Raw genomic sequence first — 19,662 nt, forward strand, 5'->3', positions numbered from 1 at the left:
TGCGACCACCTGCGGATACTCTGGATACATGCCCAGACTCGCCTATCTCGGACCGGAAGGGACCTTCACCGAAGAGGCCCTGAGGCTCCTTGACCCCGCCGCCGAGCGCCTGCCCTGCGCCACGGTGAGCGCGGCGCTCAACGCCGCCCGTTCCGGTGACGCCGACGGCGCCGTCGTGCCGCTGGAGAACTCCATCGAGGGCGCGATCACCACGACGCTCGACGAGTTCGCCTGGGGCGAGCCGTTGACGATCACGGCCGAGCTGCTGCTGCCGGTCCAGTTCTCGCTGCTGGCCAGGCCCGACACCGAGATCGCGCACATCAAGCGGGTCTACACCCATCCCGCGGCCATCACGCAGTGCCGCGCCTTCATCGCCCGCGAGCTGCCCGACGCCGTGGTGGTCGCCGCGCCTTCCACGGCGGCCGCGGCCCAGGAGGTTTCGCTGCCCGGCTCGCCGTACGACGCGGCCATCGCCGCGCGCATCGCCGGTGAACACTACGGGCTGGTGGCACTGGCCGGCGACATCGGCGACCGGTCCGACACGGTGACCAGGTTCGTCAAGGTGAGCCGTCCGGGGCCGCTGCCGGAGGCGACCGGCTCCGACCGCACCACGCTGGTCGTCTTCCTGGCCGACGACCACCCGGGCGCGCTGCTGGAGATGCTGACCGAGTTCTCCGTGCGCGGGGTCAACCTGACCCGCATCGAGTCCCGGCCGACGGGCGACGGCATCGGGCGCTATTTCTTCCACTTCGACTTCGAGGGGCACATCGCCGACGCGCGGGTGGGCGAGGCCGTCGCCGGGCTCCACCGCATCTGCGGCGAGGTGCGCTTCCTCGGCAGCTACCCCCGCGCCGACGGGGTCGCGCCGCAGATCAAGAGGGGCACGGCCGACACCCAGTTCGCCGAGGCCGCCGACTGGCTGGCCCGCATCAGATCCGGCCGGCTCTGACCCTGGGGCGTTCACGCGGGCCTGACCGCTCTGAGGTGTTGACGCGGGTCCGACCGTTCCCGATGGTTCACCCAGGTCGCGGTGCCTTCGGGGGGTCTGCGGGTGCGCCCCGAGTGGTGCGCCGGGGAATCCGGGGGCGGGGTGGGGGTGGGCGCCGGTAGCCTTTCCTTGTGATTGACCTGCGTACCCTTCGTGAGGATCCCGACCGGCTACGGGCGTCGCAGCGTGCCCGCGGTGAGGACGACTCCGTCGTCGCAACGCTGCTCGACCTCGACGAGCGCCACCGATCCGCGCTGACCTCGTTCGAGTCGATGCGCGCTGAGCAAAAGAGCATGGGCAAGTCGGTCTCCAAGGCGCAGGGCGAGGAGAAGGCCGCGCTGCTCCAGCGGGCCAAAGACCTCGCGAGCCAGGTCAAGGCCGCCGAGGCCGAGGCGGAGAAGCTGGCCGCCGAGCTCGACCAGCTCATGCAGACGGTGCCGAACATCGTCGAGGAAGGCGCCCCTCCGGGCGGCGAGGACGACTATGTCGTCCTGGAGACGTTCGGGGAGCCGCGCCAGTTCGACTTCGAGCCGAAGGATCACCTGGAGCTCGGCGAGGCGCTCGGCGCGATCGACATGGAGCGCGGCGCCAAGGTGTCCGGCTCGCGGTTCTTCTTCCTCAAGGGCGTCGGCGCGCGCCTGCAGCTGGGCCTGCTCAACATGGCGATGCAGCAGGCGATCGAGGCCGGTTTCACCCCGATGATCACTCCGGTGCTGGTCAAGCCGGAGACCATGCAGGGCACCGGCTTCCACGTGGCCCACGACAAGGAGATCTACCGCCTGCCGGAGGACGACCTCTACCTCGTCGGCACCTCCGAGGTGGCGCTGGCCGGCTACCACGCCAACGAGATCGTGAGCGGCGACGAGCTGCCGCTGCGCTACGCGGGCTGGTCGTCGTGCTTCCGCCGCGAGGCCGGCTCGTACGGCAAGGACACCCGGGGCATCATCAGGGTCCACCAGTTCGACAAGGTGGAGATGTTCTCCTACGTCCGTCCCGAGGAGGCGCACGAGGAGCACCAGCGGCTGCTGGCCTGGGAGAAGGACATGCTGGCCAAGATCGAGGTCCCCTACCGGATCATCGACACGGCGGCGGGCGATCTCGGCATGTCGGCGGCGCGCAAGTTCGACTGCGAGGCGTGGATCCCGACCCAGGGCCGTTACCGCGAGCTGACCTCGACCTCCAACTGCACCGAGTTCCAGTCGCGCAGGCTCGCCGTCCGTTATCGGGACAAAGACGGCAAGCCACAGCATCTGGCCACGCTCAACGGCACGCTGGCCACCACCCGGTGGATCGTGGCGATCCTGGAGAACCACCAGCAGGCCGACGGCTCGGTGGTGGTTCCCAAGGCGCTGCGTCCCTACGTGGGGCTCGACGTGCTGGAGCCGTCCAAGTAGGAGTGGCGGCGGGCGTCGATCGCGATGACGGCGACGCCCGCGACCACGATCAGGCCGGTCAGCAGGGCCGCGAGCGTGACGGCGGTCCCGTGGGTCTCGGGCGTGCCGCGTGCCCAGCCGTGGAAGGGCAGGTAAACGGCCGCGTAGACCAGCGGCGCGGCCACCACGCCGGTCAGCGCGCTCACCGGCTGCGGCTTTCCGTCCCAGGCCAGCACGAGGCACGCCAGCCCGGTCGCCAGCGCGACCGCCCAGCTGAACACGGCGGTGAGGTTGACGAACACCGTCTCGCCGCTCCCGCTGTCCAGCGCGACGTACATGGCCAGCGCCCCGATCGCCCCTGATGTCGCGAACGCGCTCTGATACCTGCGCATCCTGGCGCCGACGCCGCCCAGCAGCATGCACACCGCCAGGAAGAGCGCGACGTTCCGCTCGGGGCTGAGGTCCACCTCGTCGGCCCGCACGTCGTCGAGGGTGTAGGACCAGCCGAGACGACGCCAGGCGGCTGAGACGTCCCTGACCAGGATGCCGTCCACGCCGTTGGCGACGACCACGACGTGCCCTCCGGGCCTGGCCTGGACCGCCAGGTCGTAGGACATGAGCATGCTCTCGTCCGCGCCGTACTTCCTGCTCAGCCGGAGGCGGGCGTCGGGGGACGGTTGCCAGGAGGGCCGCCAGGTCCGGCCGCCGTCGTCCGACTGGTCCACGCCGAGGTGGTTCTGGCGGACGCGGTAGCAGCGGGTCGCCTGGCCGGGCACGCACTGGGCGCTGATCGACGTCCGGGTCGCGGCGGGGGCGGTTCCGTCGGTCCAGGTCGTGCCGCCGTCGTCGGAGAGGCGGGTGCTGTGTTCCGTGCCGGTCGTCCCAACGACGATCTTGCCCGACTCGGTCACGTCCACGGACAGGGCCGCCGATGCCGGGACGGGCCCGGCCGTGGCGGTCACGGCCAGGACGGCCAGCGGCACGGTGACCATGATCCGCCGGCGCGGGGAGTCGGTGCCGGCGCTGCGCTGCCGTACCCACCAGGCCAGGGCGAGGGCGGGCAGGGCGATCAGGTCCGTCGGGTCGGCCAGGACGCGCGCGGGCCCGGCCACGAGGCTCCAAGCCTGGGAGGCGAGATCGGCGCCCGTCTCCGTGGTCTTCATGAACGTGAACAGCAGGCCGGTCAGGACGGTGGCCGCCAGGTCGGCGCGGCGTCCGAGGAGCAGTGCCAGCACGGCGGGGGCGACCACGAGTCCGGCCAGGTCACTGAGCTTGCCCGTGAGGAGGCCGGGCCAGAGCGGCTTGAAGAGGTGGTCGTTGAGCAGGAGCAGGATGACCCCGGTGATGGTCACGGGGTGACATAACCACGCGTACCTCATATACGGGTGGATGGCAGGAGACGGAGGGAAGTTGGGCCGTGCCCGAGGCCGTGACTGATTTGTGAAACTCACCTTTGTCCACAGGGCGACATCCGCCTGTGGACAGAAGTTCGGCAGGCGCTTCAGACGGCCGCTGAGGCGCGAGTACATGTCCGGACATGGGAGGGGCCGCACGACGCCTCTCGGGGCCGCCACGGCGTCCTCAGGCTTTGGCGAGAGGCGGTGGAGGTCTCCGGGGCGAGAAGCAAAAAGACCGGAGCCCGCTGGAATGCGGACCCCGGCCTTACTTGCGAACTACGAACTACAGGTCAGATAGCACGGACCTGGGAGGCCTGCGGCCCCTTCTGTCCCTGCGTGATCTCGAACTCGACCCGCTGGCCGTCTTCAAGGCTGCGGTAGCCGTTGCCGACGATCTCGGAGAAGTGCACGAACACGTCCGGCGCACCGCCGTCCGGGGCGATGAAGCCGAAGCCCTTCTCAGCGTTGAACCACTTGACGGTTCCCTGAGCCATAAAAGCTCTCCCTCAGGATGTGAATCTATGGGACCCACACCTCGTGGATCCCGGTGTGTCGTACAGCAGGCACCCGGGGTGGCTCAGACAAAGTCATGCTGGTTTTCACTACGGGATCAGCTAATACAACGCCATCACATCTAACACCATTCTGGCGCGTTGGTGTTCCCGTCCCTACGAAGATTTCTGTCAGGCGGCATCACCGGGCAAACTGGAACCTGTTATGCAGAGCCTTGCACCGCCGCGCCTAGTGGCCACCGACCTCGACGGCACCGCCCTGCGCGCCGACGGAACCGTGTCTCCCCGGACGGCTGCGGCCTTCGCGAAAGTCGAGGAATCCGGGGCTGCGCTCGTCTTCGTGACCGGACGGCCGCCCAGGTGGATGAGGGAGGTCGCGGGCGCCGTACGGCACCGTGGCCTGGCCGTATGCGCCAACGGCGCACTGATCTACGATCTCCATACCGAACGGATAGTGGAATCTCACCTCATCGACGCCCACGTACTGGGGGAAGTCGTCGCTCAGCTACGAGCGAACGTGTCCGGTCTCGTATTTTCGGTCGAGTATGAAGGTGGTTTTGCGCATGAGTCCGATTTCCGGCTCGGTGGTCTGGATCGCAAGGGTGTCGGAGTTGTCCGGATTGACCGAGACGCGCTGACCGCCCGGCCCTGCGCCAAGTTGCTCGCCCTCCATCCCGAGATGGGCGCCGACGAGCTGCACGCGACCGTGCACGACCTGGTGGGCCACCTGGTGACCGCGACCCACTCCAGCCATGGCGGCCTGGTCGAGATGAGCGCCCAGGGCGTGACGAAGGCCACGGCGCTGGCCACGCTCGCCGGGCGGCACGAGATCAAGCCGGCCCACGTGGTCGCCTTCGGCGACATGCCGAACGACCTGCCCATGCTGAGCTGGGCAGGTACGTCGTACGCCGTCGCGAACGCCCACCCCGACGTGCTGGCGGCGGTCGATCACGTGACCGCGTCCAACGACGAGGACGGCGTCGCTCAGGTGCTGGAACGGCTCTACAGGTAGGGGCCCGACCCGCTCGGCGGCCGGTGGCCCTCGTCACCCTGCGGCACGCCGGGCAGCGCCCTGCGCATCTGCTCCAACTGGGCCCTGGCCGCCATCTGCTGGGCGAACAGGGTGGTCTGGATACCGTGGAACAAACCCTCCAGCCAGCCCACGAGCTGGGCGTGCGCGATGCGCAGCTCGGCCTCGCTGGGGGGCGTGCCGTTGTCGTCGGTGAACGGGAGCGACAGCCGTTCCAGCTCGTCGACCAGCTCCGGCGCCAAACCGTCCTCAAGCTCCTTGATGGAGGACTCGTGGATCTCCTTCAACCGCTTGCGGCTGGCCTCGTCGAGGGGGGCGGCGCGCACCTCCTCCAGGAGCTGCCTGATCATGCTGCCGATGCGCATCACCTTGGCGGGCTGCTCGACCAGGTTGGTGACCGAGCGCTCTTCATCACCGCTATCGCCCTGACCTTGGAAGTCGGGGCCCACCACCACGATGTGAGGGGTGTTGTTGTCCTCAGCATTCATAACACTCACCGTACTAGCAGGATCTTGCCGACGTGCTCTCCCGAATCCAACATTCGGTGTGCATCGGCCGCCTCTGCCATGGGCACGCTCGCGTAGACCACGGGACGTACGGCACCCGCCTCGACCAGCGGCCAGACGTTGTCCACGACGCTCCGGACGATGACGCCCTTCTCGTCGACCGGACGGGCGCGCAACGTGGTGCCGTGGACGGAGGCCCGCTTGGTCAGCAGCGCGCCGAGATCGAGCTCGGCCCTCCCGCCGCCCTGGAGGCCGATGATCACCAGCCGGCCGCCGGTGCGCAGCGCCCGTACGTTGGCCGCCAGGTACTTGGCGCCCATGATGTCGAGGATGACGTCGGCCTCCACCCGGTCGGCGAAGTCCTCCTCGCGGTAGTTGACGACCTCGTCCGCGCCCAGCTTCCTGACCTGCTCGGCCTTCGACTCGGACCCGACCGTGGCCGCCACCCGTGAGCCGAGCGCCTTGGCGAGCTGCACCGCGAACGTGCCGATGCCGCTGGCCCCGCCGTGCACCAGCAGGGTCTCGCCGCGCCGCAGCCGGCCGACCATGAACACGTTCGACCACACCGTGCACGCCACCTCGGGCAGCCCCGCCGCCTCCGCCAGCGGCACGCCCTGCGGCGCCGGCATGACCTGCTGCCAGGGCACCGCCACGCGCTCGGCGTAACCGCCGCCGGCCAGCAGCGCGCACACCTCGTCTCCGGCCTTGAACTGCTCGACGTCCGCCCCCACGGCGGCCACCACGCCCGACACCTCCAGCCCCGGGTACAGGGGCGCGCCGGGCGGCGGGTCGTAGAAGCCCATCCGCTGGTGGACGTCGGCGCGGTTCACCGCCGAGGCCACCACGTCGATGAGCACGTCGCCGCGTCCGACGGCCGGATCGGGCACCTCACGCCATTCCAGGACCTCTGGTCCGCCTGGCTCGGTGATCTCAATGGCTCGCATGCGATCCACGGTAGCCGGGCAAAGAAGTTGTGGGTTGCCGGGCTGCGCGGGAACGCGTGGCGTTAACCTGCAAAGTATTTGCTGCCCCTTTAGACCCACCCGAGGGGGAACACGGTGGCAAGACACGATCGAGAAGAATCTCTCGAGGAACAGCTGGCCTGGCTGGACGCGATCAAGGAGACGGAGGAGACGCCCGTCTCCGTCGGAGCCTCGTCCGCGTCGGCGGACGAGCCGGTCGCTTCGCCGTACCCCAAGGACCCGTGGCTGCTCGTGCCCACGCCGCACGACACGCCGACGCCGCCGCTGTTCCGCGCCGCCGTCGACTCCGTTTACGGCCACGCGGCGGCCGAGGATCTGCCCGAGGCCGAGAGCGAGGCCGGGGAGTGGCTGGACAGGGCCGCCACGCAGGAGAGCGGCAGGGGCCGGGAAGGCGGCAGGGGGCAGGAGAGCGCGGCGGGCGAGCCGGCCGCGCCGCCGGTGAGCCTCGGCCGGTCGGAGGACCCTTTCCTGGCGCCGCTCAAGCCGTTGCCGCGTCCTGACGACACCGACAGCTACTCCTTGACGTTCACGCCGCCCGAGCGGGCGGGGAGCGGGGAGGACACCGAGCAGGGCCGGGAGCAGGGCGAGAGGCCGAGCCAGGAGCAGGGCGAGGAGCCGGTCGGGGACCAGGGGCGGCAGCAGGGCGAGGAGCAGGCGCGCGAGAGCGAGGAGCCGGGCTGGCCGTCGCTCGGCGACTGGTCGCGGCCCGCCGAGCAGTCGAACGAGACACAGCCGATGATCACCGAGCTGCCCGCGGCATTCGACCTGCCGTCCCGCACCGAGTCATCCAGGACGTTCGACCTGCCGTCCCGCACCGAGTCGCCCGGGGCGTTCGACGTGCCGTCGCGTACCGAGTCGCCCGGGGCGTCCGACGAGCCCGCCCGCACCGACGCGGCCAGGGCGTTCGACGAGCCCGCCCCGATCGAAGCCGCCGAGCCCGCCGGCGTCGAGCCGCCGCGCGGGTTCGAGGAGCCGGTCCGCAGGGAGGAGCCCGTACGCGGGGAGGCGGTCGAGGAGGCGCCGGCCGATGAGCGGCCCCGCTGGGACGAGCGGCCGCAGTGGTCCGACACCTCCTTCCGCGAGGGCCGCCCGCAGCGGCCCGACCTCACGCACGGCGAGGCGCCCGCCCCCCAGGACGCCGCGCGGGACGAGCGCCCGCAGTGGAGCGACCGCCAGGAGTGGCGGCCGGCCGAGCGGGAGATCCCGCCGCCGCACGAGCGCCGGCGGCGTCCGGCGCCCATCCCCGTCTTCACCGCGCCGCAGCGCCCGCCGCTCACCGGCAGGCCGACCGCCGACAGCCTCGACCCGGAGTCGTTGCTGCGCGGCAGGCGCAACGCGCCCTCGAAGGGCTGGCGGCGTCTGGTCTACAAGGCGTCCGGCGGCTGGATCAAGCCGGGCGAGGCGCCGGAGGTGCGCCGCCGCCGCGAGCTGGTGACCAGGGCGCGCACCCCCGTGACCACCGGCCACCACCGGGTGGCCGTGCTGAGCCTGAAGGGCGGCGTGGGCAAGACCACGACGACGGTCGGGCTCGGCGCGACGCTCGCGCAGATGCGCGGCGACCGCGTCATCGCCGTGGACGCCAACCCCGACCGGGGCACGCTGTCCGACAAGCTGGTGCTGGAGACCTCCGCCACCGTGCGCGACCTGCTCAACGAGCGCGACCAGGTCAAGCGGTACGTCGACATCAGGGCGTTCACCTCGCAGGCGCCCTCGCGGCTGGAGGTGCTGGCCTCCGACCGCGACCCGTCGGTGTCGGAGGCGTTCAGCGGCGCCGACTACCAGGCCGTCTCCCAGGTGCTGGAGAACTTCTACTCCATCTGCATCACCGACTGCGGCACCGGCCTGCTCCACTCCGCCATGGGCGGCGTGCTCGGGCTCGCCGACCAGATCGTGCTGGTCAGCAGTCCTTCCGTGGACGGCGCCAGGGCGGCCTCGGCCACCCTCGACTGGCTGGAGGCCCATCACTACGCCGACCTGGTGAAGAACGCGACCGTGGTGCTGTGCAGCGTCCGGCCGCGGTCGAAGTCGGCGGTGGACATCAGAAAGCTGGAGGCCCATTTCGCGGCCAGGTGCCGCGCGGTGATCAGGGTGCCGTACGACCCGCACCTGGAGGAGGGCGCGGAGATCGACCTCGACCGGCTCCAGGAGGCGACCAGGGAGGCCTACCTGCAGCTCGCCGCCAGTGTGGGCGACGGGTTCGCGGGTGTGCGCGAGTGAGCGGAGGGTGTGGGATTCGAACCCACGAGGCCATCGCTGACCTGGCCGCTTTCAAGGCGGCTGCACTCGTCCACTATGCGAACCCTCCTGTGCGGACACCACGATAGCGGCTGTGGTGGCAGGGGTGTACGTTCAGGAGGTGGCGGATCTCGGCGTCGAGGTGGAGCGTGGTCCCGGCGACACGACGGTGCGCCTGGCCGGAGACCTCGACAAGGTCACGGCGCCCCTGCTGAGGCAGCGGCTGGCCGAGCTGACCGCCGAAGGGCTCGTGCACCTCGCGATCGACGCCCACCACCTCGACTTCTGCGACTCCAGCGGCCTGTGGACGCTGGTGGAGCACCAGCGCGCGGTCGCCGGGCACGGCGGCTCGTTACGCCTGTTCGGCGTGCACGGCGTGCTGCGGCGGGTGCTCGACGTGACCGGGTTGGTGGCCGCCTTCGACGAGGTGCTTCCTGTTTAGAAGTGCCGCCCGTTCAGCGGCCCAGCTGTGACAGGAGCCAGCGGGGGCCCTCGATCTCGGCGCCCAGCTCGGCGACCCGTTCCCGGAGCCCGCGGTCGGCCGTGACGACGAGCACCCGCTCCCACGGCTTGGCCCGGGCCACGACGTCGACGATCGCGTCGTCACCGCTGCCCGTCGCCGCGACGACCTGCAGCCCGGGGATCTCGGGGGTGCTCCTGGCCGCGCCCTCCACCACCGCGACCACCCGCGGGAACCACTGCGACAACACAGGGTGGACCAGCCTGAGCTCCGCCACGTCGGTGAGCAGGCGGGTGGCCGCGCCCAGCCGGTCGTTCCACCAGCCGCGCTCGGCCCGCGCGCCGATGATGTTGGCGACGTCGAGCACGATCGTCTCGGGACGGATGGCGGCCTGGACGCGGTCCCAGGTCGCGGCGAAGCCGGGATGCAGCTTGCGGGCGGCCACCTCGGGCAGCGGCAGCCAGCGCAGGTCGGTGCTCTCGCTGTTGGCGGGCTTGGCCGGCACCAGCTCGGCGGACTCGGCGATCACCGTCTCGAAGCTCCAGCCGCCGTGGTCGTCGAGGTAGACGCCTTGGACGCGGAACCCGTCGCCGCCGAGGGCGGCCTCCTCGTGGGCCTCGCGCAGCGCGCTGGTGACGGCGTCCTCGTGGCTGTCGCGGGCGCCGCCGAGCAGCCCCCAGGTGCCGCCGTGGTGGCTCCACAAGGAGCGTTCCTGCATGAGCACGTGGGGCACGCCGAGCGGGTCATGGTGGACGAGCAGCAGGCCCGACGCTCCGTGGATGCCCCAATGTCTGTGTCCGAGCCCGCATTCGGCCCAGCCGTCGCCGTCCTTAGCCGCCATGAGGGATTGTCTCAGCCTCCGCCCTTACTGAAATGCTGCAGGTCCTTGGCGCCCGTCCAGTAGCCGCCCCACTCCCATCCGACGTCGGAGAAGGCCCTTACGACCTTGTCTCCAGGGTTTACCACACCTTTACCCTTCATTGGGCGCTGGGTGTACCTCTTGGCATTTTGGTGTGCTGTGCCACCGCTTGCAGTGACATATGGGTTCTCGCGTGGATTGATGTCAATCGCTTGGCCGTACGCGTGGTTCGACCAATTGCTGGAGCCGGTCGCGCGACGGCAGTTGAATGCCGAGGTGTTGTCGGCCTCGATGGAGGCGAAGTCGTCGCCTTTGTAGACGTCGACGAGCTTCATCTGCCGGATGGGCCAGCGCCAGTCGTACAGCTTGCGGAAGACGGTCTCGATGTCGTCGGTGACCGTCTTGCGGACGACGAGCTCGCCGGTGTGCGGCTTGTCGTCGAAGCCCCAGAACGACATGGTGACCAGCCGCAGGTCCTGGTAGGACACCGGGCACCCGGGCCGCCACGAGTACGGCAGCCGCTCGCGCGACACCTTCGTGACCTTCGAGGTGAACGGCGGCGGAGCCGTCGGGCTCGGCTCGCTGGTGGGCGAGGTCGTGGGCGACGTCGTCCCGGATGCGGGCGCGGAGGGCGTGGGCGTGGCGCCGGACGAGGCGACGGGCTCCTGACCTGCGCACGAAACGGACGTGAGCACCACGAACGCGATGGCGGCGGTACGTTTCATCTGGCCACCATATGCGACGTCATGCCAGGTCAGGGGACTATCAGCACGGTACGGCGAGCCCGTTTCGCCAGGCCGACGGCCACCGAGCCGCCCAGGGCGTGCCAGGAGGAACGCGACCTGCCGACCACGATGGCGTCGGCCCGGTAGGAGCCGGCGAGCGCCTCCAACTCGCGGGCGGTGTCCCCGCGGACGCTGACGAACTGCCAGGGCACGCCGGCGCCCTTCAGCTCGTCCCGGAGGTCGTCGGTGAGGTCGGCCGCGCTGTCCGGGATGACCGGGGAGCCGGCGAAGAACCACAACGTGGCGCTGTTGATCGGCTCCACGAAGACGACGAGCAGCGCGGCGGCGTCCCGCCGGGCCAGTCCGGCCGCGTACGCGAGCGCGTTGCGGCTGGGGTCCGACCCGTCGAAGCCGACGACCAGCAGCCCGGCGCCGTCCTTGCCGATCTCGAACTGCCCCGCCGGGAGCCGGCCTTCAAGTGGCTCCCAGCCGGGGTCTGTGCTACCGCCGAACACGGCAGGACTCGCGTCAGGCGTCCGCGTGCTTGCCGCGGCGGGCCAGCTCGCGCAGTGAGTCGGCGGCGTAGATCACCAGGGCGACGAACGAGACCGCGGCGAGCCCGCCGCCGACCCACAGGTCGTTGACGGTCGCGTCCGTGTACACGGCGCCCCGGGGCTGGTAGCCGACCGCGAACGGCGCGGCGACCAGCCACAGCCCGGTCAGGAACAGCAGGACGAGGGCGGCAATGCCCAGCTTGGCCTTCATCGGGACTCCTCCAGACCCACCAGGGTGGTCCTGCCGTTCTGACGGTGCTCACCGCCGCGGCTCGGGTTGTGCATGTCCTCGCGCAGCGCCTCCACGAGCGGCGCGAGCAGGCTCGCCAGCTCGGCCGAGGACGCCTGCGGCGCGGCGGGCACGGGCTCGGGCTCCGGCTCCGGCTTCACGCGCTGCTTGACGGTCACCAGCCCGCGGATCACGAGCTCTTCGTAGATGGCCAGGACGAAGCCGATGACGCCCACGAGACCGAAGACGGTCACGCCCAGGCCCGAGAAGAACTCGGTCGTGGTGGGGTCGGTCCAGTCGGCGTTCTCGGGCTGCGTGCCGAGGGCGAAGGGGGCGATCATCAGCCACAGGCCGGCCATGACCGCCAGGGCGGCCGCTACGGCGCCCACGAACTTGCGAATCATTGTGAGACTCCTCCGGATACGAGGTCTTGCTGCGCCGGCGTGGCCTGCGCGATGAGGGCGCGCGAGGTGGGCCGGAGCACGTTCTGTGCGACCGTCCAGGCGCGTTCGCGCTCGGGGCGGCCGTCGGGCGGCGCCATCCTGGCGACCGCGGAGAGCAGCGCGGACGGCTGGCCGTTCGAGCGCTCGACGCGCTGGGCGATGAGCTCCAGGAGCAGCCCGGCCAGGACGAGGTCGTCCTTGCCGAGGGGCTTGGGGCCGGCCGGCATCGTGGTGCCGCGCAGCGGCAGCTCCTTCAGGAACAGCGCCGCGACGAACCCGAGCAGGGCGATCGGCACGCCGACCATGAACACTGTCTCCAGGGCCCGGGTGAAGGACTCCAGGATGATGCCCTTCAGCGGTTCGGGCAGGTGCTGGATCGCGGCGGGGCTGCCCAGCTTCTGCCCGGTGCTGGGCAGGTGGAGGCGGGCCTGGGCCACCAGGTCGGCGAACTCGCTCGCCTGCCGGTTGGTCAGGATCGCGCCGAAGCCCGCGACGCCCATCGCGCCGCCGAGCGAGCGGAAGAACGAGACGCCGGCCGTGGTCGAGGCCATGTCACGCAGCTCGGAGCCGTTCTGGGCGGCCAGGATGAGCATCTGCATGGACAGGCCGAGGCCGATGCCCAGGACGCCCACGTCGAAGCCGATGAGCCATTCGCTGGAGTCGACGTGCAGCCGGGAGAGCAGGAACAGGCCGACGGCCACGATCACCAGACCGGCGACCGGGAAGATCTTCCACTTGCCGGTGTTCGTGACGATCTTGCCGGAGATCACGCCCGCCAGGAACAGCGCCACCACCATGGGCAGCGTCATCAGACCCGAGTTCGTCGGGCTCAGGCCCTTGACGATCTGCAGGTACTGCGGCAGGTAGATCATCGCGCCGAACATGGCCATGCCGACGAACAGCGAGGCCGCGCTGGTGAGCACGAACGTGCGGTTCCTGAACAGCCGCGGGGGCAGGATCGGGTTGCGGGCCGTACGCTCGGCCAGCACCGCCAAGGCCAGCATGAGCAGGGCGAACGCGGCCAGGAAGTAGGTCCAGAACGAGTTCCACTCGAACTCGTTGCCGCCCAGCGTCAGCAGCAGCATCAGCGAGGCCGCACTGGCCGTGATGGTGGTCGCGCCCCAGATGTCGATCGAGGTGTTCCGCTTGACCTTGGGCAGCCGCAGCACCTTCTGCACCACCGCGAACGCGACGATGGCGAACGGCACCACGACGTAGAAGCACCAGCGCCAGCCGAGCCAGTCGGTGTCCACGATGAACCCGCCGAGCAGCGGCCCGGCGACGGTGGAGATCCCGAAGACGGCCCCCATGTAACCGGAGTACCGGCCGCGCTCGCGCGGCGAGACGATGTCTCCCAGGATCACCTGCGCAAGTGCCGACAAACCACCCACGCCCAGGCCCTGCACGGCACGTGCCGCGATGAGCTGTCCCATGTTCTGCGACAGACCGGCCACCAGTGAAGCCGCCACGAACAGACCGAGAGCGGTCTGGAAGAGCAGTTTCCGTCCGAACAGGTCGGACAGCTTGCCCCACAACGGCGTCGAGACCGTCATCGTCAGCATGGTGGCGCTGGCCACCCATGAGTACTGGTCCTGACCGCCGAGTTCCCCCACGATCGTCGGCAACGCGGTGCCCACCACGGAAGTGGAGATCATCGACGTCAGCATGGCGAGCATGAGCCCGGACATGACTTCGAGGATCTCGCGGTGGGTGTACTGCCTTCGGGCGGGGGGCGCGGCCTGTGCCTGGGCTACCAAGACACCACATCCCCTTCGTACGCACTTATCCAATGTTGAGTATACGCATGTTTACTAGCCGCGCGGCAAGTGACTTTATTCCTGAGTAGAGTTCGGAACATGGACGCCCCGACGACGGACGCCCGGCCCCGCGGGCGCGAGGCCACCCGGCAGCGCATCCTTGACGCGGCCCGCGTGCTGTTCGGCGAGCACGGATACGAGCAGGTCACCGTCCGCATGATCGCCGCGGCCGCGGAGGCCAACATCGCCCTGGTCGGCCGCTATTTCGGCTCCAAGGCCGGGCTCTTCGGCGCGGTGCTCGAAGGCGAGCCCACATTCGTCGCCCTGCTGGCCGGCGATCACGGGAGCCTGCCGCGCCGCCTGGCCGAATACGCCGCCGAGCGCATGCACCACGACCCCGAGAGCCCGGTGCTGCGCACCCTCGAACGTTCGGCCGCCCATCCGGAGATCCAGGACGTCGTCCGCGAGCGCCTGCGCACGTCCATCCTCGATCCGCTGGCCGCGCAGCTCGACGGGCCCGACGTCCAGGCGCGGGCCAGGATGGCGACGGCGGTCTTCCTGGGCATCGGGGCGATGCGCCGCCGGCTGGGCCCCGAGCAGCCCACGGCGGCCGACGTCGACCGGTTGACCGCGGTGTTCGAGGCGTGCCTGGCGGAGTGAAACTTTCATCGCCCTGACCGGCCCTGGCCTGGAGAAATCCTGAGGAAAGCCGGTCGGCAGCGGTCGGATGTCTTTCTGCGGCCGGGCAGGCTCCCTACGATCCGGAGAGAGCCGTGGGAGCGCTCCCACTCCCACTCTACGGACGGAGTAACCTCATGTCTCGCAGAAGGCCCGTGCTCGCGGCGCTCGTCGCCGCCACCGCCGTGGCCGCGGCGGGGGCGGTCGTCCTCGCCTCGTCCACCGCCCAGGCCGCCGACTCCGCTTTCTACGTCGATCCCCAGACGAACGCCGCCAAATGGGTCGCCGCCAACCCGGGCGACAGCCGTACGCCGGTGATCAGGGACCGGATCGCCGCCGTGCCGCAGGGCCGGTGGTTCGCCAGCTACAACCCCGCGACCGTGCGCGGCCAGGTGGACTCCTACGTGGGGGCCGCCGCCGCGGCGGGCAAGATCCCGATCGTCGTCGTGTACGACATGCCCAACCGCGACTGCGGCGGGGCGAGCGCGGGCGGGGCGCCCGACCACGCGTCCTACCGGGCGTGGATCGACCAGATCGCGGCCGGTCTGGGCGGGCGGGCGGCGACCGTCGTCCTCGAACCGGACGCGCTGGCCATCATGACGAACTGCATGAACGCCGCGCAGCAGGCCGAGGTGAAGGCGTCCATGGCGTACGCGGGCAAGAAGTTCAAGGCGACGTCGTCGCAGGTCAAGGTGTACTTCGACATCGGTCACGACGCCTGGTTGCCGGCGTCGGAGGCCGCGTCCAGGCTCAACGGCGCCGACGTCGGGGGCAGCGCCGACGGCATCGCGCTCAACACCTCCAACTACCGCGCGACGCCGGGACTGGTGTCGTACGCCAAGAGCGTCATCGCGGCGACCGGCGTGTCCAGGCTGAAGGCGGTCATCGACACCAGCCGCAACGGCAACGGCCCGGCGGGCAGCGAGTGGTGCGACCCCGCCGGCCGGGCCACGGGCATCTGGAGCACCACGAACACGGGTGACGCGGCGATCGACGCCTACCTGTGGGTCAAGCCGCCGGGCGAGGCCGACGGCTGCATCGCGGGGGCCGGGCAGTTCGTGCCGCAGCGGGCGTACGACCTGGCCATGGCCGCGCCCTCGCCCACCGCGAGCCCGACCGTGACCCCCACGGTGACCCCGACGGTCACGCCCACCGTCACCCCCACCACCGGCCCGGCCGGCTGCTCGGCCGCCTACAAGGTGACCAGCCAGTGGCAGGGCGGCTTCCAGGGCGAGGTCTCCGTGAAGAACACCGGCTCGGCGCCGACCACCGGCTGGAAGGTCCAGTGGACGTTCCCCGGCGGCCAGACGATCAGCCAGCTCTGGAACGGCACTCTGTCCGGCAACGCCACCGTGACGAACCTGAGCTGGAACGGCGCCCTGGCCGGCGGCGCGACGACCACGTTCGGCTTCCTCGCCAACGGCGACGCCGCGACCAGCACCCCGCCCGCCCTCACCTGCACCGCGTCGTGACGCCTCCCGGGCGCCCCCGCGCGGGGGCGCCCGGGGAACAAGCCCGGGAACCAGCCCGGGAAATAAGCGGAGAGCCATTACGGTTGCACTGCCCGATGGCCACCGTCCAGGCGAAAGGGCTCGTTCCCCATGACTGTTCCACTCTCCATCCTTGATCTGGCGCACATCGGCGACGGAGAGACGGCGAGCGAGAGTCTGGCCGCGAGCGTGGGTCTGGCCCAGCGGGCCGAAGAACTGGGATACCACCGCATCTGGTACGCCGAGCACCACAACATGCCGAGCATCGCCTCCTCGGCCACCAGCGTGCTCATCGCCCACGTAGCCGCTCACACCAGGACGATCCGCCTCGGAGCGGGCGGCATCATGCTGCCCAACCACTCCCCGCTGACCATCGCCGAGCAGTTCGGCACCCTGGAGACCCTCCACCCCGGACGCATCGACCTCGGCCTCGGCCGCGCCCCCGGCAGCGACCAGCCCACCATGCGCGCCCTGAGGCGCACCCCGGGCGCCGCCGACACCTTCCCCCAGGACGTCCTCGAACTGCAGGGATTCCTCACCGGCGAGTCACGCATCCCCGGTGTGGACGCCACGCCCGGCAAGGGCACGAACGTGCCGCTGTACATCCTCGGCTCGTCGTTGTTCGGCGCCCAGCTGGCCGCCGCGCTCGGGCTGCCGTACGCGTTCGCCTCGCACTTCGCGCCCGACGCGCTGGAGGAGGCCGTGGCGCTCTACCGGCGCGAGTTCAAGCCGTCCGAGCAGCTCGCCGAGCCGTACGTGATCGCCGGGGTGAACGTGATCGCCGCCGACACCCGCGAGGAGGCGCAGGAGCAGCTGCTGACGGCCAAGCGGTACCGGGTGAGCCGGTTCCTCGGGCGTGGGCGCACGTTCACGCCGGAGGAGGCCGACATGGTGCTCGAATCGCCGGGCGGGCAGCAGATCCTGCGGATGATGCAGTACTCGGCCGTCGGCACGCCCGCCGAGGTCGAGGACTATCTCACCCGCTTCGCCGCGCACGCGCAGGCCGACGAGCTGATCGTCGTCTCCTCGGCGCCCGACAGGAAGGCGTGGCTGCGCTCCATCGAGCTGCTGGCCGCCGCCCACGGCCTGGCCCGCGACGCCTCCTAGTCGGCCGAGCGCTGCGGCCGCAGCAGATGCGGCCCGGTCAGGTCGGACGGCGGCGCCGGTGACAACCCCGCGTCCACGAGCTGGGAGCGCAACGCCAGGACCGTGCGTTCCAGTGCCCGGATCTGGGCCTGCAAGCGGCGGATCTGGTCGCGCATCGCCACCGAGCTGCTCTGCTCGTTGACCAGCTCCGCGCCGAGCTGACTGGCCTGGCCCTGCATCCGGGTCATCTGCTTCTCCATCTGCGCCAGGGCGTCCTCGTAGATCGTCTTGGCGCGGATGAAGGCTTCGGCGTCGACCTTCGAGCGTTCGACCTCGGCCTGGTGCTCGACCTGGAGCAGCGCGCTCTGCTGGGACTTCTTGCTGGCGTCCGTCGCCGAGCGGAAGGCGAGGTAGGCCACGCCGAGCGGCACGATGCCGACGCCGAGCTGGACCAGGATGTCACTCAGAGCGGACATGGCGGCCCCCCAATGGACGGATCACCCCTGTGTAGGTGACGCCGTCGTCGCTGTGCCAGGCGTTGACCGTCAGCGCGATCGGGAACTCGCTGCCGTCGCGGTGGAGGCCGACCAGCGGGATGATCCGGCCGGCCAGGTCGGAGTGGCCGTCGGAGAGCACCCGGGCGAGCCCGTCGGTGTGCCGGCCGCGGAAGCGCGGCGGCATCAGGATCGTCAGCGACCTGCCGACCGCCTCGTCGGTGTCCCAGCCGAACAGGGCCTCGGCCTGCGGGTTCCACGACTGGATCGTGCCCGAGGCGTCGGCCACGACGACGGCCGTCGAGGACGCCGCGCGGCCGCCCGGCAGGCGGCCCAGCACGACCGCCTCGGGCCAGGTGGCGATCAGCGCGATCCAGCCGCCGAAGGCCAGCCAGACCGCCCCGCCGACCCAGCCCCGCGGGTTGTCGCCGGTGAAGGTCGAGATCAGATAGATCAGCCCGTACGTGAGGAGCAGTGCGGTCGCGGCGGCGAAGGCCACCCGGTCGGACCGCATGAACGCCTGCGCCAGGCAGAGCATGCCGAGCGCGCACCAGACCGCCGCCCAGGCGGGCAACGGCGCGACGACGGCCAGCGAGGCGTAGCCGGGCGTGCCGCGCTGGTTGCCCGGCACGAACGCCAGCGAGGCCGCGATGGCCAGGCTCAGCAGGCCCACGAACGTCAAGGAGGCGCCCCGCCTCCCGACGCGGCGGAGGACGCGGGTGAGGGTACGGCGAAGCGGCGGCGTACCGACAACGTGTCCATTACTCACAGTCGTCAGATTAATGCATTTAGTTATCGTCCGATGAGATTACCGTGCTGGTCCGCCCGGCGTGGCGGCCGTACGGGAAACTTCGGGGAAACGTCGTGACCGGTTGCATGCCTTTCCTGGACCTGCCCGAGAAGAGGTGCGCATGAGTGGAGCCGGATCCGCGAGGCCGTCGCGGCGGACGACGTTGGGCCTGCTCGGCGCGGTGTGCCCCTGGCGGCCGGTGGCGGGCTGACGCCCGCCGAGGGCGGGGTGGCCGCCTATGACCGCCCGTCTTCACCCCCGGCACCGACAAGACCTACAGCAGCTCCGGGGGCACCAACGCCGCCTGCGCGTACGGGCCGGTCGCCGGGATCACAGGCGACCAGCGGCACGTCAGCCACGGGGGCGGCATCGCGGGCGGCAACACGAACTGGTCGATCTACCTCGACGGCGACTGGGTCGGGGTCATCCTGTGCAACTACGACCTCGACATCCAGGGCGTCATCCGCCAGGAGCGGCAGGCCGTCCTGGGCGCCTGAGCGCCTCGGCTTCCGGGCCAGGAACTCGACCGTCTACCGCTTCGGCTCCGAGCGCTAGCCGGTCCCGCACGCGGTCAGAAGGCGGGCGAGGGTCTGGCCGGGGGTGTCCGCGTCGGTGTGCAGGACGGTCGTGGCCAGGGTGCGGTTGCCCGGGTCGCGCACCCATTCCGCGAGGAAGTCGTGGCCGTCGGCGCCGATCCAGTCGGTCTGCTTCGTGGCCAGGCTGCGCCGCCGCAGGACCTGGACGGATCGTTCCTCGTCCGGACAGGGCAGCACCAGCACCACGTGCTCGACGGCGGCGAGGGCGGCCCGGACGCGCCGGAACAGCTCCGGCCGCGTGTAGTGGCTGTGGCCGGCCCCGAGGGCGATGATCGCGTCCGGGTGGTCGGCCACCGCGCGTTCCACTCGCGTCGATGTCGACGAAGCGCCGGCCCGTCGCCGTGGCCATGCCCTCGCCCAGGGTGCTCTTGCCCGCCGCGGCGGGGCCGATGAGGATCATCCACGGCGATTCACGCATCCGTACATTCTCCTCGGCAACCGGTGAAACCTTGTCGAGGGCGCCATGAAACCGGCGTC

At 70.6% G+C, this 19,662-nt stretch carries 22 protein-coding genes and 1 tRNA gene; 9 read left to right on the forward strand and 14 right to left on the reverse strand.

What is annotated here, in order from left to right:
* Positions 1-28: 28 nt before the first annotated feature.
* Entirely contained in the window at positions 29-949 is a 921-nt protein-coding gene (gene pheA, locus ACIBQ6_RS16605) for a prephenate dehydratase (RefSeq protein WP_352363259.1), read from the forward strand.
* A gap of 170 nt (positions 950-1,119) precedes the next feature.
* Positions 1,120-2,382: a serine--tRNA ligase gene (gene serS / locus ACIBQ6_RS16610; RefSeq protein WP_358290963.1), complete on the forward strand. Its 1,263-nt coding sequence runs from the start codon at positions 1,120-1,122 to the stop codon at positions 2,380-2,382.
* On the opposite strand, the gene ACIBQ6_RS16615 is transcribed toward serS, so the two are convergent.
* Both ACIBQ6_RS16615 and ACIBQ6_RS16620 read right to left on the reverse strand, forming a co-directional pair.
* Entirely contained in the window at positions 2,346-3,713 is a 1,368-nt protein-coding gene (locus tag ACIBQ6_RS16615; protein ID WP_397212738.1) for a hypothetical protein, read from the reverse strand. The genes serS and ACIBQ6_RS16615 overlap by 37 nt on opposite strands.
* A 335-nt stretch (positions 3,714-4,048) precedes the next feature.
* The gene (locus ACIBQ6_RS16620; protein WP_043619750.1) at positions 4,049-4,252 is read right to left on the reverse strand and encodes a cold-shock protein; all 204 of its coding nucleotides are present in this window, start codon (positions 4,250-4,252) and stop codon (positions 4,049-4,051) included.
* A 250-nt stretch (positions 4,253-4,502) separates the two neighbouring features.
* Between ACIBQ6_RS16620 and ACIBQ6_RS16625 the strand changes: the two genes are divergently transcribed.
* Positions 4,503-5,282, forward strand: coding sequence for an HAD family hydrolase (locus ACIBQ6_RS16625; protein WP_397212740.1), 780 nt, complete (start codon positions 4,503-4,505; stop codon positions 5,280-5,282).
* Here the strand turns inward: ACIBQ6_RS16625 and ACIBQ6_RS16630 are convergent.
* Both ACIBQ6_RS16630 and ACIBQ6_RS16635 read right to left on the reverse strand, forming a co-directional pair.
* Positions 5,273-5,788: a bacterial proteasome activator family protein gene (locus ACIBQ6_RS16630; RefSeq protein WP_125641062.1), complete on the reverse strand. Its 516-nt coding sequence runs from the start codon at positions 5,786-5,788 to the stop codon at positions 5,273-5,275. The two genes, ACIBQ6_RS16625 and ACIBQ6_RS16630, sit on opposite strands and share 10 nt — an antisense overlap.
* Positions 5,789-5,793: 5 nt before the next feature.
* Positions 5,794-6,750 (reverse strand): NAD(P)H-quinone oxidoreductase, encoded by a 957-nt coding sequence (locus ACIBQ6_RS16635; RefSeq protein ID WP_397212742.1) that lies wholly within the window; start codon positions 6,748-6,750, stop codon positions 5,794-5,796.
* Between the two features lie 114 nt (positions 6,751-6,864).
* Here ACIBQ6_RS16635 and ACIBQ6_RS16640 point away from each other — a divergent pair, with 114 nt between their 5' ends.
* Positions 6,865-9,006 carry an AAA family ATPase gene (locus ACIBQ6_RS16640; protein ID WP_397212744.1) on the forward strand — a complete coding sequence of 714 codons (2,142 nt, stop codon included), beginning with the start codon at positions 6,865-6,867 and terminating at the stop codon, positions 9,004-9,006.
* A 1-nt stretch (position 9,007) separates the two neighbouring features.
* Here ACIBQ6_RS16640 and ACIBQ6_RS16645 read toward each other — a convergent pair.
* Positions 9,008-9,094: transfer RNA gene (locus ACIBQ6_RS16645), tRNA-Ser, on the reverse strand.
* Between the two features lie 36 nt (positions 9,095-9,130).
* On the opposite strand from ACIBQ6_RS16645, the gene ACIBQ6_RS16650 reads away from it, so the two are divergent.
* Entirely contained in the window at positions 9,131-9,466 is a 336-nt protein-coding gene (locus tag ACIBQ6_RS16650; RefSeq protein ID WP_397212746.1) for an STAS domain-containing protein, read from the forward strand.
* 13 nt (positions 9,467-9,479) lie between these two features.
* On the opposite strand, the gene ACIBQ6_RS16655 is transcribed toward ACIBQ6_RS16650, so the two are convergent.
* Both ACIBQ6_RS16655 and ACIBQ6_RS16660 read right to left on the reverse strand, forming a co-directional pair.
* Complete coding sequence (locus tag ACIBQ6_RS16655; RefSeq protein WP_397212748.1) at positions 9,480-10,325, reverse strand: NUDIX domain-containing protein; 846 nt, start codon at positions 10,323-10,325, stop codon at positions 9,480-9,482.
* 11 nt (positions 10,326-10,336) lie between these two features.
* Positions 10,337-10,876 (reverse strand): M15 family metallopeptidase, encoded by a 540-nt coding sequence (locus ACIBQ6_RS16660; protein WP_397212750.1) that lies wholly within the window; start codon positions 10,874-10,876, stop codon positions 10,337-10,339.
* Positions 10,877-10,880: 4 nt separating this feature from the next.
* Between ACIBQ6_RS16660 and ACIBQ6_RS16665 the strand changes: the two genes are divergently transcribed.
* Positions 10,881-11,012: a hypothetical protein gene (locus ACIBQ6_RS16665; RefSeq protein ID WP_397212752.1), complete on the forward strand. Its 132-nt coding sequence runs from the start codon at positions 10,881-10,883 to the stop codon at positions 11,010-11,012.
* Between the two features lie 85 nt (positions 11,013-11,097).
* Here the strand turns inward: ACIBQ6_RS16665 and ACIBQ6_RS16670 are convergent, their stop codons facing one another.
* Genes ACIBQ6_RS16670 through ACIBQ6_RS16685 form a run of 4 tightly spaced genes read right to left on the reverse strand, consistent with a single transcriptional unit; the run spans position 11,098 to position 14,051 of the window.
* A complete protein-coding gene (locus ACIBQ6_RS16670; RefSeq protein ID WP_358290949.1) occupies positions 11,098-11,583 on the reverse strand; it encodes a universal stress protein in 486 nt (161 codons plus the stop codon).
* Positions 11,584-11,596: 13 nt separating this feature from the next.
* Positions 11,597-11,833, reverse strand: a complete 237-nt coding sequence (locus ACIBQ6_RS16675; RefSeq protein ID WP_397212754.1) for a hypothetical protein — start codon at positions 11,831-11,833, stop codon at positions 11,597-11,599.
* Positions 11,830-12,255, reverse strand: coding sequence for a hypothetical protein (locus ACIBQ6_RS16680; RefSeq protein WP_358290946.1), 426 nt, complete (start codon positions 12,253-12,255; stop codon positions 11,830-11,832). The genes ACIBQ6_RS16675 and ACIBQ6_RS16680 overlap by 4 nt, the downstream gene beginning before the upstream one ends.
* Positions 12,252-14,051, reverse strand: a complete 1,800-nt coding sequence (locus tag ACIBQ6_RS16685; RefSeq protein WP_397212756.1) for an MDR family MFS transporter — start codon at positions 14,049-14,051, stop codon at positions 12,252-12,254. Before ACIBQ6_RS16685 ends, ACIBQ6_RS16680 begins: the two co-directional genes overlap by 4 nt.
* A gap of 99 nt (positions 14,052-14,150) precedes the next feature.
* Here ACIBQ6_RS16685 and ACIBQ6_RS16690 point away from each other — a divergent pair, with 99 nt between their 5' ends.
* The 3 genes from ACIBQ6_RS16690 to ACIBQ6_RS16700 all read left to right on the forward strand — a co-directional run bounded on the left by ACIBQ6_RS16690 (position 14,151) and on the right by ACIBQ6_RS16700 (position 17,326).
* On the forward strand, positions 14,151-14,711 hold the full coding sequence (locus tag ACIBQ6_RS16690; RefSeq protein ID WP_387672102.1) for a TetR family transcriptional regulator: 561 nt from the start codon (positions 14,151-14,153) through the stop codon (positions 14,709-14,711).
* Between the two features lie 155 nt (positions 14,712-14,866).
* Complete coding sequence (locus ACIBQ6_RS16695; RefSeq protein ID WP_397212758.1) at positions 14,867-16,201, forward strand: glycoside hydrolase family 6 protein; 1,335 nt, start codon at positions 14,867-14,869, stop codon at positions 16,199-16,201.
* A 129-nt stretch (positions 16,202-16,330) separates the two neighbouring features.
* On the forward strand, positions 16,331-17,326 hold the full coding sequence (locus tag ACIBQ6_RS16700) for an LLM class flavin-dependent oxidoreductase (RefSeq protein ID WP_352363228.1): 996 nt from the start codon (positions 16,331-16,333) through the stop codon (positions 17,324-17,326).
* Here ACIBQ6_RS16700 and ACIBQ6_RS16705 read toward each other — a convergent pair.
* The 3 genes from ACIBQ6_RS16705 to ACIBQ6_RS16715 form a co-directional block, all read right to left on the reverse strand.
* Positions 17,323-17,781 (reverse strand): hypothetical protein, encoded by a 459-nt coding sequence (locus ACIBQ6_RS16705; RefSeq protein WP_358290937.1) that lies wholly within the window; start codon positions 17,779-17,781, stop codon positions 17,323-17,325. The two genes, ACIBQ6_RS16700 and ACIBQ6_RS16705, sit on opposite strands and share 4 nt — an antisense overlap.
* Positions 17,765-18,472: a PAS domain S-box protein gene (locus ACIBQ6_RS16710; RefSeq protein WP_397212847.1), complete on the reverse strand. Its 708-nt coding sequence runs from the start codon at positions 18,470-18,472 to the stop codon at positions 17,765-17,767. Before ACIBQ6_RS16710 ends, ACIBQ6_RS16705 begins: the two co-directional genes overlap by 17 nt.
* Positions 18,473-19,140: 668 nt before the next feature.
* Positions 19,141-19,491, reverse strand: a complete 351-nt coding sequence (locus ACIBQ6_RS16715) for a hypothetical protein (protein ID WP_397212760.1) — start codon at positions 19,489-19,491, stop codon at positions 19,141-19,143.
* Positions 19,492-19,662: the final 171 nt, after the last annotated feature.

Origin of the sequence: Nonomuraea sp. NPDC049655, assembly GCF_044465465.1 — a bacterium.
Lineage (GTDB): Bacteria > Actinomycetota > Actinomycetes > Streptosporangiales > Streptosporangiaceae > Nonomuraea.